The 15,407-nt window shown below is 67.4% G+C and carries 12 protein-coding genes; 5 read left to right on the forward strand and 7 right to left on the reverse strand.

Translation table 11 applies throughout. From position 1 onward, the window contains the following. Window positions 1–185: 185 nt before the first annotated feature. Window positions 186–1,964 (forward strand): SLC13 family permease, encoded by a 1,779-nt coding sequence (locus tag IEW34_RS05375; RefSeq protein ID WP_188608132.1) that lies wholly within the window; start codon window positions 186–188, stop codon window positions 1,962–1,964. 28 nt (window positions 1,965–1,992) lie between these two features. On the opposite strand, the gene IEW34_RS05380 is transcribed toward IEW34_RS05375, so the two are convergent. Both IEW34_RS05380 and IEW34_RS05385 read right to left on the reverse strand, forming a co-directional pair. After that, a complete protein-coding gene (locus tag IEW34_RS05380) occupies window positions 1,993–2,703 on the reverse strand; it encodes a LysM peptidoglycan-binding domain-containing protein (protein ID WP_188608133.1) in 711 nt (236 codons plus the stop codon). 60 nt (window positions 2,704–2,763) lie between these two features. Next, window positions 2,764–3,711, reverse strand: a complete 948-nt coding sequence (locus IEW34_RS05385; protein ID WP_188608134.1) for a LysR family transcriptional regulator — start codon at window positions 3,709–3,711, stop codon at window positions 2,764–2,766. Between the two features lie 144 nt (window positions 3,712–3,855). On the opposite strand from IEW34_RS05385, the gene IEW34_RS05390 reads away from it, so the two are divergent. Continuing rightward, a complete protein-coding gene (locus tag IEW34_RS05390) occupies window positions 3,856–4,563 on the forward strand; it encodes a pyridoxamine 5'-phosphate oxidase family protein (protein ID WP_188608135.1) in 708 nt (235 codons plus the stop codon). A 21-nt stretch (window positions 4,564–4,584) separates the two neighbouring features. On the opposite strand, the gene IEW34_RS05395 is transcribed toward IEW34_RS05390, so the two are convergent. After that, the gene (locus tag IEW34_RS05395) at window positions 4,585–5,376 is read right to left on the reverse strand and encodes a DUF6065 family protein (protein WP_188608136.1); all 792 of its coding nucleotides are present in this window, start codon (window positions 5,374–5,376) and stop codon (window positions 4,585–4,587) included. Between the two features lie 95 nt (window positions 5,377–5,471). On the opposite strand from IEW34_RS05395, the gene IEW34_RS05400 reads away from it, so the two are divergent. Further along, window positions 5,472–6,704 carry a nucleotide disphospho-sugar-binding domain-containing protein gene (locus IEW34_RS05400; protein ID WP_188608137.1) on the forward strand — a complete coding sequence of 411 codons (1,233 nt, stop codon included), beginning with the start codon at window positions 5,472–5,474 and terminating at the stop codon, window positions 6,702–6,704. A 208-nt stretch (window positions 6,705–6,912) separates the two neighbouring features. Here IEW34_RS05400 and IEW34_RS05405 read toward each other — a convergent pair whose 3' ends face one another. Beyond that, window positions 6,913–7,239 (reverse strand): hypothetical protein, encoded by a 327-nt coding sequence (locus tag IEW34_RS05405; protein WP_188608138.1) that lies wholly within the window; start codon window positions 7,237–7,239, stop codon window positions 6,913–6,915. A gap of 1,085 nt (window positions 7,240–8,324) precedes the next feature. After that, entirely contained in the window at window positions 8,325–9,545 is a 1,221-nt protein-coding gene (locus IEW34_RS05410; protein ID WP_188608139.1) for an ABC transporter substrate-binding protein, read from the reverse strand. A gap of 362 nt (window positions 9,546–9,907) precedes the next feature. Here IEW34_RS05410 and IEW34_RS05415 point away from each other — a divergent pair, with 362 nt between their 5' ends. Then, window positions 9,908–10,372, forward strand: a complete 465-nt coding sequence (locus tag IEW34_RS05415; protein WP_188608140.1) for a hypothetical protein — start codon at window positions 9,908–9,910, stop codon at window positions 10,370–10,372. A gap of 214 nt (window positions 10,373–10,586) precedes the next feature. Beyond that, the gene (locus tag IEW34_RS05420; RefSeq protein WP_188608141.1) at window positions 10,587–11,363 is read left to right on the forward strand and encodes an SDR family NAD(P)-dependent oxidoreductase; all 777 of its coding nucleotides are present in this window, start codon (window positions 10,587–10,589) and stop codon (window positions 11,361–11,363) included. Window positions 11,364–11,589: 226 nt separating this feature from the next. Here the strand turns inward: IEW34_RS05420 and IEW34_RS05425 are convergent, their stop codons facing one another. Beyond that, complete coding sequence (locus tag IEW34_RS05425; RefSeq protein WP_188608142.1) at window positions 11,590–11,967, reverse strand: glyoxalase superfamily protein; 378 nt, start codon at window positions 11,965–11,967, stop codon at window positions 11,590–11,592. Window positions 11,968–12,246: 279 nt separating this feature from the next. Continuing rightward, window positions 12,247–15,405 carry an efflux RND transporter permease subunit gene (locus tag IEW34_RS05430; RefSeq protein ID WP_188608143.1) on the reverse strand — a complete coding sequence of 1,053 codons (3,159 nt, stop codon included), beginning with the start codon at window positions 15,403–15,405 and terminating at the stop codon, window positions 12,247–12,249. Between the last annotated feature and the right edge of the window lie 2 nt (window positions 15,406–15,407).

The following is a 15,407-nucleotide window of genomic DNA, read 5'->3' on the forward strand; positions in this document are numbered from 1 at the left end:
TCTCTCCCGAGAGACACCGGCCGCGGCGACCCTTTGCGGCGGCCATAACGTTATGTAGGTGGGGTCGGGCGGCCGGCAAAGGCCTCATCAAACCTCGCCCCGCTCACCGAGCCTCGCAACCGGAACCGAAGCCGTCCGCCGCGGTTGTCGATGACAGCCCGGCTGATCCCACGTTCCAGGCCTTCATGACCCTCGAGCAAATTCTGTCCGTTGCCATCGTCGTCGCCATGATGGCGCTCTTCGTGCACGGCCGGCTGCGCTACGATATCGTCGCCGGCCTGGCTCTGCTCGCCGCCGTGGCCGCGGGCCTCGTGCCGGTGAAGGACGCCTTCAAGGGCTTCTCGGACGACATCGTCATCATCGTCGGCAGCGCGCTCGTCGTCAGTGCGGCCGTATCGCGATCCGGCCTGATCGAGACGGCCCTGGGACGGCTGGCGCCGCACGTGCGCTCCACGCAAATGCAGGTGGTGCTGCTGGTCTTTGCGGTCGCCGTCATGTCCGCCATCATCAAGAACATCGGCGCCCTGGCGATGATGCTCCCCATCGCCTACCAGCTCGCGCGGCGCGACGGAAAATCGCCGTCGGTGTTCCTGATGCCGATGGCCTTCGCCTCGCTGCTCGGCGGCATCGTCACCCTCGTCGGCACATCGCCCAACATCATTGTGGCGCGTGTCCGCGAGGAACTGACCGGCCATCCCTTCACCATGTTCGATTACACGCCGGTCGGCCTTGGCCTGGCGGTCGCCGGGTGCCTGTTCCTCTGCTTCGGCTACCGGCTGCTGCCGCGCGAGCGGCGCGGCGCGGAGACCCTGGACCAGGCGCTCGACATTGCCGACTACGTGACCGAGGTGCGCGTGCCGGCGGATTCGCGTTTGGCCGGCAAGACCATCGCGGACCTCAAGGCGATCGCCCAGGGCGAGGCGGACGTCGTCGCCATCCTGCGCCAGAACGCGCAACTGTCGGCGCCCCTGCCCGACGCCAGCCTGCGGGAAAGCGACACGCTGCTGCTCCGGGGCGAGCCGAAGGCGCTCGAGCGCGTCGTCGCCGAGGGCAGGCTGCAACTCGAGGGAGAGGCTCCGCCGGCGGACGCCGCGGCGCTGCGGGATCAGATCAAAGTCAGCGAAGCGATCGTCGCGCCGAACTCAATGCTCGTCGGATGCTCGGTCGGCAGCATCGACCTGAAGGAGCGATACCGCGTCAACCTGCTGGCCATCAGCCGTGCCGGCGAGCGCTTCAAGCAGAGCTTGCGCAGCATCGTGCTGCGCAGTGGCGACGTGCTCGTCGTCCAGGGCAATGAGAAGGAATTGCCCGATCGGCTCCGCGATCTCGGCCTGTTGCCCCTGGTCGAGCGCTCCCTGGCACTGGGCAGCGAGCGCAAGCGGTGGCTCACGGGCCTCATCCTGCTCGCCACGGTGCTCGCCATCGCTCTCGACGTCGTGCCGGTCGCGGCGGCGTTCTTCGGCGCGGCCGTCATCCTCATCGCGGTGCAGGCCATCGCGGCCAAGGACGCATACGAGGCGATCGACTGGCCCATTCTGATCATGCTCGGCGCGCTGATCCCGGTGAGCGAGACCCTGCGGACGACGGGCATGACCGATACGCTGGCGCGATCGCTTGCCTCCGTCGGCGGACTATTGCCGCCCTGGGGCGCCCTGGCGCTGCTGCTGGCCGCCGCCATGGCGGTCACGCCCTTTCTCAACAATGCGGCGACCGTGCTGGTGATGGCGCCGATCGGCGCCGAGTTCGCGACGAGCCTCGGCTACCGGCCGGATGGCTTTCTCATGGCCGTTGCCATCGGGGCCGCCTGTGATTTCCTGACGCCCGTCGGCCACCAGTGCAACACCCTGGTGATGGGACCGGGCGGCTACCGTTTCGGCGACTACGCCCGGCTCGGCGCACCGCTGTCGCTGCTCGTCATCCTCCTCGGCGTTCCCCTGATCATGCTGGTCTGGCCGTTGCGTTGAAGCTCCCCGCCATTCGGTTGGCAGTGACCTACCGTCCGGGCGCGTAGCGATCGGAGCGGGCGGTGATGTTGTTGGCATCGTCCCGCAGCACGAAGACGACGGGGCCGGCCATCCAGTCGGGGAGCCGCACGGCCTCGTCGAGCGTGCCGGCGGCGGAGGTGCGCGCGGCGGTCAGCACCGCATAGGCGCCCTGCGGCGGCCCGGCCCCGATGACGATGGCGCTCTCCTTGGGCAAGCCCTTGGCGGCGATCCGCACCAATCCGGCGCCCCCGTCGGCGGCCTTCGCCGTCACTTCGGGGCGGGGCGCGTCCGGCGCGGCGTCGCCGACCCCGAGCTGGCCGGCGAAGCGTTCGAGACGCGACTTGAGGTCGGGGTTGCGATCGACCAGATCCCGCAGGGACGTGTCGACCGCCCCGGCGATGCGGCCCAGCGCCGTTGCGGTGTCGTTGGCCAGGTCGTTGAACTGCTTGGCGAGCTTCAGCGCCGCCGCGGGCGGCCCGCTCGCCCGCACCGTCGAACCGATCTGGAGGTCGCCGGAGCCGAGGATCGCCGGATTGGCGGCGATGATCACTGCCTCCGCCACGTCGCAGCGCGCGGCAATGCTGCTCAACGTGTCGCCGCGCTCGACGGTGGTGGTGCCGCCGGGGCAGTCGCTCGTCGCAGCCTGTGCCGGCGGTGCGGCGAACGCCAGGGCCAGGAGCGCGGCCGCCGCACCGCCGGTCCGGATTCGTCTCGCCATGTCCGTTCGATCACTCACGCCACCTGGCCTCGCGCTCGCCATTGCTTCGTCCCTCCCAATCTATGGTCCCGAGGTCGCTGGCGAAAGGGTGGCGCCGTCGCCGTCACTGTCGCCGAGGGCGAGACGGGCCTTGAGGCGCGGCGCCGCAAAATCGAGGAAGGCGCGCAGCTTCACCGGCAGCAGCCCCTGGCCGACATGGATCAGGTGGACGGGCCATGGCGCCAGTTCGAACGGCTCCAGCACGAGCGTGACGAGGCCGGCCCGCCGCGTCGTGGCGACCTGGTAGGAGAGCACGCGGGTCAGCCCGATACCGGCGATCGCGGCATCGATGGCCGCCTCTGCCGCGTTGACGGTGAGGCGCGAGCGGACCGCTACGGTGATGTCGCCCCGGTCGCCCGCGAAGCGCCAGGTGCGCGGCGAGGCCAGCCCTTCGTAGGTGATGCAGTCGTGGGCTGCCAGATCCTCCGGCCGCTCGGGCGTGCCCCGTTCCGCGAGGTAGGCGGGGCTCGCCGCGACAACGCGGCGGATCAGGCCGACCCGCGCCGCGATCAGCCCGCTGTCCGGCAGCGCGCCGATGCGGACGGCCACATCGATGCGGTCCTCGGTCAAGTCCACCAAACCGTCCGACAGCATCAGCTGCAAGGCGATCTCTGGGTAGGCCTTGAGAAAGGCGATCGCGACAGGCAGTACGTGCAGACGCCCGAACACGACGGGTGCCGTGACCGTGAGGTCGCCCCTTGGTGCGCTGTACTCGCCGGCGGCCGCGCGCTCGGCCTCCTGCACCTGCTCCAGGATCTGTTTGGCGGCGGCGGCGTAGGAGCGCCCGGCGTCGGTGAGGGCGAGAGAGCGGCTGGAGCGGGCCAGGAGCCGGGTACCGAGGTGCGCCTCCAGCTCGGAGACCTTGCGGCTCACCGTGGCGAGCGGCATACGCATCCGGCGGGAGGCCGCCGACAGGCTGCCGGCCTCGACGACGGCGAGCAGCACGGCCATGGCATCGAGGCGGTCCATCCGACCTGGGATCCGAGCGAGGAGCTGCGCCTGCATACCCTTCCATTCCATGGAAGGGTAGCTCCCGATCGAAGCCTATGACGGCCTCGTCTGACAAGATCTACATGTGTGGCTGCGAGACCCTCGCAGATGGAGTTCCGCCCCATGGACCATTTTCCGCGACCAGACGGTGCTGCTGACGCCGACGCATCCCCGGGGCCAGGCTACGCCAGCGACGTCGCCTTCACGCCCACGGTCAAGGCGGTGCAGGCGCGCAGGGGGTCGCGCGCCGGCTATGCAAAGATGGAGGAGCGCGGCTCCTGGCAGACGCGCATCGAGCCTGATCTGGCCCAGTTCATCGAAAGCCAGATCAGCGTCTTCCTCGCCACCGCCAACGGGGACGGGCAGCCCTACATTCAGCACCGCGGCGGCCCGCCGGGCTTCCTCAAGGTGCTCGATCCCTCGACCATCGGCTTCGCCGATTTTTCGGGCAACCGCCAGTACATTACCCTGGGCAACCTCACCGACAATCCCAAGGCCTTCCTGTTCCTGATCGACTACGTCAACCGCCAGCGGGTGAAGATCTGGGGCGAGGCGAGGGTGGTCGAAGGCGACGGCGATCTGATGGCGCGGCTCATGCCGCAGGGCTACAAGGCGAGGCCCGAGCAGGTGATCCTGTTCAGCGTGGCGGCGTACGACATGAACTGCCCGCAGCATATCCCGCAGCGCTTCGACGCGGCGGACGTGGCGGCGGCGCTCACCGAGCGCGAGCGGCGCATCATCGCCCTCGAGGCCGAGGTGAAGCACCTGGAGGCGGTGCTGGCCGCGGCGGGAGTGGGCGGAGGCGGCGGCGAGCGGGAGCCGCTGCGCTGACGCTGCAGGAGTCGCTTACCGTCATCCCTGCGGTTTGAACGGCTTGAGGTTGAGCTTGGTCTGGTGCCGTTCGAAGGCCGCGTCGCCGGCGACGTCGCGGCCGGCGAAATAATCGCGCTGCCACGGCGCGTCCGAGCGCTCGCTCAAGGCCTCGTTGAAGCTGCGTCGCGAGTCCGCCCAGGCGCCGTGCTGGGCGGCGAGCTGCGGTTCGTCCACCAGCGGCGCGACCCGCGGTGCAAAGCTTTCCAATTCGCCGCGCCGCATGGGCGCGATAAAAGCGACCGGCTCACCTGCGGCGAAGACGATGGGCTCCAGCGGCCGGGTCACCTTCCAATTCATGGTGAAGGTCGCGGTGGCCCAATCGGTCTCCACGATACCGTCCAGCGCTGTCACCCCATCCTTGGGCCAGTTCGGCGGCCCGCGCACCAGCAGATTGTAGCCGGGCGGGGTGCGGAACAGATAGGGAATCGAGAAGGTCAGGATGCCCGAGCCGAAGTGGCTCATCGCCATAGGCGGCCCGGTGCCGATGCGCTGGCGTACCAAGAGGTCCTCCGGCGCGGCGCCGCCCGTCCACCAGATCTCGAACTCCTGATGGGCGACGATGAACCAGCCCGCCTGGTTGGCGATGAGCAGCGGCAGGCAGCGCTGGGCAAATTGATGGGGAGTCGCCTTCATCCAGGCGCGTTCGACGCTGGCCGGCACCAGGGACAGGTGCTCGACCGAACCGGTCGCGTAGGCGATCAGTTCCAGAGTCGGATGCAGCTCGTGGCGGACGGCGGCTTGGGCGGCCGGATCGGCTGACGGGATGCTCAATCGGGCGGGTCCGCTATGGTGGCTGCACCTGGCGAATCTACATGCAGGCGCACGCCCGTGGCGAATCCGAAACGCGCGAGGAAACGATGGGACCCGTGTTCAGATCGTCGCGCCGCCAGACGCCACGCCGGCCGCGGGCCTTGCTGGCGTGGGAGCTCGGCAGCCGCGGTAACGTCGCTATCCTGCTCGGCGTGGCGGCGCATCTGCGCGCCGCCGGCATCGAATGCCTGGCGGCTTTGGCCGACACGCGCCACGATCAGCACTTCCTGCCGCTCGGCATCCGCACGGTGCAGACCGTCGCCTGGCCAGCCGCGCGCGGCGCCGACGTCGCCTGGACGCAGCGTCCGGTGTTCGGCCTGACCGATCGGCTCGCCAACCACGGTTTGGCCGATCCGGCCAGCCTCGCCGGCGCGATCGGCCACTATGAAGCCCTGTTCGGGCTGTTCAAACCGGACGTGGTGGTCTGCGCGAGCGCCTTCGGCGGCCTGCTGGCGGCGCAGGGTCGGATGCCGGTCGTCGCCTGCGGTACCGCGCAGGAACTGCCCCCGATCGTCGCCGGTGTTCCCGTGCTGTTTCGCGGCCCGGCCGCCGTCCCGAGTTGGCCGTTCCCGGATGTGCTCGACGCCATCAACCAGGGCCTCGCGCTGGCCGGGCGCTTCCCGCTCGAGCAGCTCGGCAGCGTGCTCGCTGCGGAGGAGGTGATGCCGTTCGGCCCCGACGCGTTCGACATCTTCGCGCCCTGGCGAAGCGCACCGTGCCTGCCCGCCTATGCGCCGGGCGGGCTGGCGAGCCGCGATGCCGATGCGAGCGAGAGCAGCGTCTGTCTCGACGGGCGCATCGCCGCGACGCCGCAGGTGGTGGCCGGGCTGATCCGCATGGACGGGCCGGTCCGCGCGGGCATCCCGGGCCTGCCCGAGCGCGAGCGCCGCCTGCTCGGCGAGGGCGGCGCCGTCATCGGCGACGCGCCCGCACCGTTGCCGCAGCTGCTGCGACGCTCCCGAGTTCTCGTTCATCACGGCGGCCCGGAGCTCGCCGGCGCCTGCCTGGCCGCCGGCGTGCCGCAGGTTATCCTGGCGCAGGCCGACGAAGGTCACCTCACCGGGGCCTATGTCCGCGACCGCGGGCTCGGTGCCTACCAGGACGTGGCGCTGGCCACGACCGGCTGGCTGGTCGACTGCGTTCGCCACGCTCGCAGCGATGAGATCGCCACGGCGTGCCGCGCCTTCGCGCCGACGGCACAGGCCTGGTATGGCGACGATCCGGCCCTCCTCGTCGCTCGGACCGCAGCTCGCCTGGCCGGCATCACGGCGGATCTGGGCGGGCGATAGAACAGCCGCAAGACAAATTGCGGGGCCTGGAGGATGACGAAGCCTTCGGCGTTCGACCGGCGCCGCTCGAGCGTTTTGCCATTGGATGAGGCCATCCAATGCTCATAGTCTTTTGAATCTGGAGCGCTTCCAGCAGTAGTGTGCGGAGCAGCGGCCCGCGCGGGGCAGGGGTGGTGGGACACCCGAAGGTGCCCCACCGTCGGCGCTGCTACGCGTTGTTCTGGCCGCCCAGACTGTCGAGAAGATTCTCCAGGCCGTCAAAAGCGCCACCCAGGGTGCCGCCCATAAGACCGTCCGGTCCGGAGATGCCTCCCGCCAGATCCGGAACCGAGTCCACGGTCTCTGGGATGGTGTTCGCCACGGGTGGGAGTGCGTCCGACACGCTGTCAACGATGTTTGCAACGTCTTCGGTGACGCCGCTCAAGAAATCATTCCAGTTATCGGTCACTTCATCGACCAATTCGAAAACATGGGCGGAATTTGCAGTGATGTTGTTGGCGATCTCTTCGAGGGTCTGATTGTCAATGGCAGTCATCTCAGCCTCCAGCGCGCGGGTTCGCACAGCGGCGGGAGCGCGCGCTTTACTCCCACCATGCTCGCTACGGCCTGCTCCAGCTCGTGCAGCGCCCTAACGACTTGGCCCACAGCGCCGTCGATCGACATCATGCGCGTTGCGGTTGAAATCTAGACAAGTATACAACAAGCTAAATTGCCGCCGTATGAACGCGGTAGGCCAAAATGACAAGTACATCTGTGGAATAGGATTACGGAGGCAATGTAACGTTAGAATGTCGATCGCGATAGAGGCGCCGTGACGCCGAGCGACATCCTGTTTGATGCTGAGGCGGAAATAGGGCGTCCTCCGCTTTAGCCTAAGCTAATGCTGACACGTGATTTGGAGGCGCCGGAGAGCTGTTGCGCGATCGCCGCTGCGGCAGAGGTGGTATGGGGAGCCGGCCCTTCATGGCGCCAGGTGATCGCGCGATTGGTCGCGCCGGATGGCTCTGGCGCCCCTGGTTCAGGGCGGGCTTGTCAATAGTGTCCGCCGCTTCACTTACGCATCAAAGTTATGCATTTTTTGCATGGCTAGCATGGAAATCCTGGCCTCCGGGAGCTGGTGCCGACCGCCGGCGGTGAGAATCGTCCGGTCCTCTGGATGGGCCGGCCGACCGCCGCGGCGCAGTCACCCGGACTGCATCCCCCGTGTTCGCTGATCAGGCCTAGGCGCTTCGCGATTGGGTGGGGGGCACCCGGTCGCGAAGCAACGCTCCGGATTCAAAACGTTGGAGCATGCAGTGGGCGAGGGGGTGTTCGTCCAGGCCGGAGCTGCGCTTCCCCGCCGGCACCTCGTCGACCGTGCCGCGCGGCGGCGCTTCGTACGCAGCCCGGCGTGGTGCCGTGCGGCCTGGGTGCCCGAGCTCAAGCTGCTGCGCGTGATGTCGGCGTGCCAGTGGCCGTCGTGCACGACGCGGGCCGCTGCGCTCGAGTTTGGACGGCGTCCCGGCCCAAAGCATGGCGCCATTGGACGGGTCATCCAATGGCGCAGACATGCTCATCCTCTTTTGAAGCTGGAGCGCTTCTAGAGCGCTTGGCTCAGTTTCAGCCGAGCGCGCAGGGTTCCTAGATGTCGGCGCCCTCGATGATGTTGCCGAAGCGTTTCCAGCCGGTGCCGTCGAAGCGCTGCAGCTGCACCTGTCGCAGGGGGTGATAATTGGTCGGGCTGGTATTGACCTTGATGCCGGGCAGCATGGTCGGAACCTGCATGTCCTTCAGGTTGCTCGCCTGCTTCATGATGTTCTCGCGCGAGAAGTGGCCGTCGCACTGCGTCAGCACCTGCATCAGCACCTTGGCGACGGTGTAGGCGTAGGTGTTGTAGGACTCGTGAGGATTGCCGTCCGGAAAATATTTCTTCATGAAGGCGAGGTAGTCGCCGATGCCCGGGTCTGACGCCCAGGCGGGGTCGCTGGCGTCCTTGACGTAGGCCGAGGAGATCACGCCGACGGCCCGCTCAGGCCCGGCCGGGATGAGGACGCCGGTGATCGAGGCGCCGCCGCTGGCGATGAAATGCGTCGCCTTCCATTGCAGATCGTAGGCCTTGCGGATCGACTGGGCGACGAACTTCGCCGTGGTTCCCGACAGCAGCATGTCGGCGCCACTGGCGCGCAGCGATACGAGCTGGGAATCCACGGTGGGATCGGCGGCCTCGTGGGCGATCGCGGTGACGCGCTTGTCGAAGTCCGATCCGAGCACGTCGCGCACGCCGCCGACGTAGTCCTTCCCGAGATCGTCGTTCTGATAAAGGATGGCGATCTTGGCGTCCGGCTTCTGCTGCAGCATATACTTTGTATAGATCTGGGACTCGATGCGCGCGCTCGGGGCAAAGCCCATGGTCCACGGATTTTCCTTGTAGTTCCCCCATTTGTCGCCGTTCACCGACAGGAACAGGTGCGGCACCTTCTTGGCGTTGACGTATTTGACCACGGCCGAATTCGGCGCGGTGCCGAGCATGTTGAACAGGAACGAGACCTGGTCCTGCTCGAGCAGGCGGCGTACCTGTTCCAGCGTCTTGGGCGGACTGAAGCCGTCATCATAGTAGATGTAGGTGATCTTGCGCCCGGCGATGCCGCCGCTTTCGTTGATCATGCGGAAGAACGCGTCTTGGCAACGCGCCTGGACGCCGAGTGCCGACACCGGGCCGCTGAGCGAAGTCGTCGAGCCGATCTTGATCTCGGTGGCACTGACTCCGGTCATGTCGTCGGCGCGCGCGGCCCGCGGCGCCAGCAGCGCCAGGGCGGACGAGGCCGATCCCGCGAGCAGCGCGCGGCGATCCATTGCGAGCATAGATTCCTCCCGTTCCGTGTTTCTGTTTTGTTGCCTGACATGTACACGATCCCGCCCAGGTCCCGCTAGAGCGCATTCCGATCGGATGAGGTCATCCGATCGGACGGGTACGGCCCAAGGGGTCGAATCGAAGCAATTGCGACCTGGGGGCGAGCGGCAAGCACGGCGGGCCGTGGTCCCGGGCTCCGCGAGTGTCTGTCGAGCGACAGCCGGTAGAAGACCTTCCTGAACGCCGCCAGACCGGCGAGGAAGTGGAATCACGATCGCGGCGGGCTGACGTCCCCTATCTCGCTCCCCACATCTTCGGGCGAACATATGCGCCGTGGATAGCCGTCCAGGACCGTCAAGACGCGAGCATGACGATGACCGAAGCTTCAGCCTCTCGCCCCCGCGCGCCGACGGCGGGCGACTACGCCGTCGTCCCAGGCTCGCTCGGGCCGCGCCGCGACTTTCGCATCAGCGTCGGCCTGCGCGAGGGCTGGGACCCGGAGGGTCGCGTCTTCGACGTGTCCGAGGCGGTGCGTACCGCCCGCGCCTGGATGAGGCGCCGGGTCGAGGCGGGCAGGCCGGCGCTGTCCGGGATGTTCACCCGCGCCGAGGTGACCTATGCATGGCCGCGCCGCGACGGCACCGTCGGCTCCGATCGCGAGCCCGTGGCGCTGTTCACCGGCGAGGCCGTGCACGCTTATCTCGGCCATCTGCCCGACGCGACGATCGAGGCTATGCTGAACGAGCTCGCGACAGAGCTCGGCGCCGCCCTGGGGCAGGAGCGCATCTATGTGGCATTCGCCGACAGGACGTGGATCCTGGACGCCGGGGAGCGTTGATGCCCATGGTTGTCGTTGGCCAACGCCAAGCGAAAGATCTCGGCCGCGCCGCGCTTGAGGGCCGTCGACGATCAGACCGGCATTTCGGGCGCCGACCAGATCATCGCCGAGAGGCGGGTGGCCCGCCGATGACCGTCGAGGAGTTCGTCGCATCGCCCGGGGCCGGGCTTCGACGGGCTCGCTCCGACGGTGCAACCTTCGCAGGGGAAGCAGGATGAACATCGACCTTTCAGGCAAAGTCGCCCTCGTCACCGGGTCCACCGAGGGCATCGGATTCGCCATCGCCCGCGGACTTCACGCTGCCGGTGCCGCGGTGGTGGTCAACGGTCGCACCAGGCAGAAGGTCGACGCGGCCGTGGCACGGCTCGGCGATCGCGCGCGCGGCCAAGCCATCGATCTCGCGACGTCAGAGGGGTGCGCGGCGCTGATCGGGGCCGAACCCGCGCCAGATATCGTCGTCAGCAACCTCGGCATCTTCCAGCCGCTCGATTTCTTCGAGACCGATGATGCCGTCTGGGATCGCCATTGGCAGGTGAACGTCATGGCCGGGGTGCGCCTCGCGCGCGCCTACCTGCCGAGAATGGCCGACAAGGCGTGGGGCCGGTTCATCTTCCTCGGCTCGGAATCCGCCTTCAACATCCCCGCCGAGATGATTCACTACGGGGTCAGCAAGACGGCCGACGTGGCTCTCGCACGCGGACTTGCCAAGCGCATGGCCGGCACAGGGGTGACGGTCAATTCGGTCTTGCCCGGCCCGACCTTCTCCGAGGGCGTTGCCGAGATGCTCAAGGACCGCGTCACGGCCGAGCGGTCGCTCGAAGAGGCCGGCATCGACTTCGTCAAGACGCATCGGCCCACCTCCATCCTTCAGCGCCCCGCCACCGTCGAGGAGGTCGCGAATATGGTGGTCTACGTCGCATCCAAACAGGCGTCGGCGACGACCGGTGCGGCGTTGCGCGTCGACGGCGGCGTTGTGGATTTCATCGTCTAGAAGCACTTCCGCGTTTCTTCGAATCGCCGAACGCTCTGTCTGTTTGATTTGTCGCGTTTTCTTCACGCGAACCGGCGTCCGCTTCGCGCAAAACGCTTCAGCGCAGGATCGAACGCCCGACGGGGCTCGGCGCGTCGTGGGGCAGGAGCGCATCCACGTGGCTTTCGACGAATGCACGTGGATCCTGGAAGCGGGGCACCCAGACGGGGGCTATGCGCGCAGATGGTCAGAGCGGCTGGCCGACGTCGATGCGGTTGCCGTCGGGATCCTCGAACACGAAGGCCCGCAGGCCGTAGTCCTTGTTCGCCAGTCGCTTGATGATGCGGAGCCCATGGCGCTCGCACAGGGCATAGAACGCGTCGACATCGCCCACCATCATGTGGGCGACATTGAACGGCGGCGCCCTGTGCCGGGGCTGCAAGGTGAGGTGCAACTCGGCTTGGTCGCGTTTCAGGATCATGAAGCCGACAGGGTCTCCGTTCTGGAAGGTCGTGGTGAAGCCGAGCACGCTCGTGTAGAAGTCCCGCGCCCTCTGGATGTCCTTGACAGGCAACATCGCCGCGATCCGCCCGAAGCGGATGCCGTGGTCATCGCCGTCGCTCATCGCATACACCTCTGCGTGGAAGACGCCGGCGACGGTACGGGCGGTGCCGATACGCTGCTGCGCTCCGATCCCTGGGAAGGTGAGGCGGTGCTCGTTGATATAATCTACGGCCGGCTCCGAAAAACGACAACACGTTCCTTTGTCGTCTTGCGCCCCTATGGCATTTTCGAGCGAAGTGGACGCCGGTTCGCGTGAAGAAAATGCGATAAAAAAATAAGTAGAGCATTTCCGCGATTCGGAGAAACGCGGAATTGCCCGCACGTGAGGGTGGATTCGGATTCAGTGTGGCGTGCTGGGCGCAGCCGGCGTCTCGGGCTTGATCTGCTTGTGCTTGCCCTTGAGCCGCTCGCGCAGGCTTTGGAAGGTCACGTAGAGCGCCGGGATGACGAAGATGCCGATGAACGACGCGGCGATCATGCCACCGAACACCGGCGTGCTGACGTTGCGTCGCGCCAGCATGGCCGCTCCCGTCCCGATGACCAGCGGCAGCAGGCCGAGGATGAAGGCGAACGACGTCATCATCACCGGCCGGAAGCGTAGCCGCGCACCTTCGGTCGCCGCCTCGAGCAGCGGCACGCCGTGTTCGCGCCGCTCCTTGGCGAACTCGACGATGAGGATGCCGTTCTTCGCAGCGAGCCCGATGAGCACGACCATGCCGATCTGGGCATAGAGATCGAGCGTCAGCCCGGCGAGCACGATCGAGGCGAACGCGCCGACGATGCCGACGGCGACGGATAGCAGGACGGGCACGGGTATGGTCCAGCTCTCGTAGAGCGCCACGAGGAACAGGTACGCGAAGAGCAGCGCGAAGCCGAGGATGACGGTGGTCTGCCCTTCGGCCCGCTTCTCCTGGAAGGAGACGTCCGTCCAGGCGCCGCGGTAGCCGGCAGGCAGCGCCTTGGCCGCCACCTCGTCCATGGCCCGCAGGGCCTGGCCCGACGAGACGCCCGGGGCAGGGCTGCCCTGCACCGTCACCGCGAGGCGGTTGTTGTAGCGGATCAAGGCCTGGGGGCCGACGATGACGCGGGCTTCGGCGAGGCTGCGCATGGGCACCATCTCGCCCGAGGCACTGCGCACGTTGATGCGGTTGATGTCGTCGACCGACTTGCGGTCCTGTGCCTCGGCCTGCACCTGCACCTGCCAGGTGCGGCCGAACAGGTTGACGTCGTTGACGTAGATGCCGCCAAGCGAGGCCTGCAGCGCCTGGAAGATGCTGCTGGTGGAGACCCCGAGGATCTGGGCCTTGTCGCGGTCGATGTCGAGGAACACCGACGGCGTCGTCGCGGAAAAGGTGCTGAACACGCGCGTCAGCCGCGGATCCTGGTTGGCGGCGATCAACAGTCCGCGCAACGCCTGGGCCATGGCCTTGGGATCGCCGCCGGCGACGTCCTGCACCACGTAGCTGAAGCCGCCGCCGGTGCCGAGGCCGATGATCGGTGGCGGCGCCAACGGCAGGGCGCGGGCCCCGCGCACTGCCGCGAACTTCTGGCCGAGCCGGGCGATCACCGCCGGCGCCGTCGCGGAGGGATCCTCCCGTTCCGCGAACGGCTTCAGGGTGACGATGATGAAGCCGGCGTTGGGCTGCGAGTAGTTGTCGACGAAGTTGAGGCCGATGATCGAGGAGTAATCGGCAATGGCCTCCTCTTGCTTGAGGATCGCCTCGACCTGCGCGATGGCCTCGCCGGAGCGGCCGATCGAGGCGCCGTCAGGCAACTGCACGACGACGAAGAAGGCGCCCTGGTCCTCCTCCGGCAGAAAGCCGGTGGGCGTGATGCGGGCGAGGGCATAGGTGCCGCCCAGCGCGGCCGCGACCAGCACCAGGCCGAGGATGGAAATGCGCACGAGCCGGGCGACGACGGCGCCATAGCGGTCCCGCACCCAGTCGATGCCGCGCATGAGGGCACCGATCGGCCCGCGCCGGGGCCCATGGTGGGGTTTCAGCAGGATGGCGCATAGCGCCGGCGACAGCGTCAACGCGTTGATCGCCGACAGGAACATGGCGACGGCGACGGTGACGGCGAACTGCCGGAAGAGCTCCCCGGAGATGCCCGGAATGAAGGCGACCGGCACGAACACCGACAGCAGCACGAGGGTGATGGCGATGATGGGGGCGGTGATGGTCTTCATCGCCTCCTTGGTGGCTTCGGCCGGCGTGAGGTCCGGCCGCTCCTCCATCTTCGCCTCCACCGCCTCCACCACGACGATCGCGTCATCGACGACGATGCCGATGGCCAGCACCAGGGCGAGCAGCGACACGGTGTTGGCCGAATAGCCGATGGCGTTGAGCACGACGAAGGTGCCGATCAGGCTGACCGGCACCGCGACGGTGGGGATCAGCGTGGCGCGGAAGTTGCCGAGGAACAGGAAGACGACGAGCACGACGAGCGCGAAGGCTTCCAGCAGGGTGTGCTGGACCACCTCGATCGTTGCCTTGACGAACGTGGTCGGGTCGTAGGTGACCTTCCAGGCGAGGCCGTCCGGGAATGACTTGGCCGCCTCGTCCATGCGCTTCTTCACGGCATCCAGGGCGGTGAGAGCGTTGGCGCCGGGGCTTTGGTAAATGCCGATGAGTGTCGCCGCCTGGCCGTTGAGGCGGGTCGAACGGTCGAGGTTGGAGGCGCCGAGCTCGACGCGGGCCACGTCGGAGAGCCGCAGCACCGAGCCGTCCGGGTTGGTGCGGACGACGATCTTCTCGAATTCGGGGATCGAGGTCAGTCGTCCCTTGGTCTGGATGTTGAGCTGGAGCTGCTGATCGTCGGAGATCGGCCGGGCGCCGATGCGGCCGACCGCCGCCTGCACGTTCTGCCCGCCGATGGCATTGGTGATGTCGCTGCTGGTGAGCCCGAGGCCGGTCAGCCGGTCGGTCTGCACCCACACGCGGATGGCATAGTCCTGCGCGCCGAACAGTTTGGCATCGCCGATGCCGGGCGTGCTCTTGATGTCATCGAGCAGATTGATGGTGGCGTAGTTGGAGATGAACAATTCGTCGTAGTTGCCCTTCGGCGCATAAAGCGCGATCACGCCGAGCAGCGCCGACGACTGCTTCTTGACGCGCACGCCCTGGCGCCGCACGTCCTCCGGCAGCTTCGAGAGCGCCACCTGCACGCGATTGTTGACGTTGACCGTGTTGATGTCGGGGTCGGTGCCGAGCTCGAACGACACGAGCAGCGAATAGCTGCCGTCATTGCCGTTGACGCTCTTCATGTAGATCATCTTGTCGACGCCGACGACCTCGCTCTCCAGGGGCTGGCCGATGGTCGACTCGACGACGGCAGCCGAGGCGCCGGGGTATGTCGTCGACACGGACACCTGCGGCGGCACGATGTCCGGATACTGGGCGATGGGGATCGACAGCAGCGACACGATGCCGGCAATGACGGTGACCAGCGCGATGACGACCGCGAGCCGAGGCCGGTCGACGAAGACGGAGGAGAGCAAGG

This window comes from Chelatococcus reniformis, assembly GCF_014640075.1.
GTDB lineage: Bacteria > Pseudomonadota > Alphaproteobacteria > Rhizobiales > Beijerinckiaceae > Camelimonas > Camelimonas reniformis.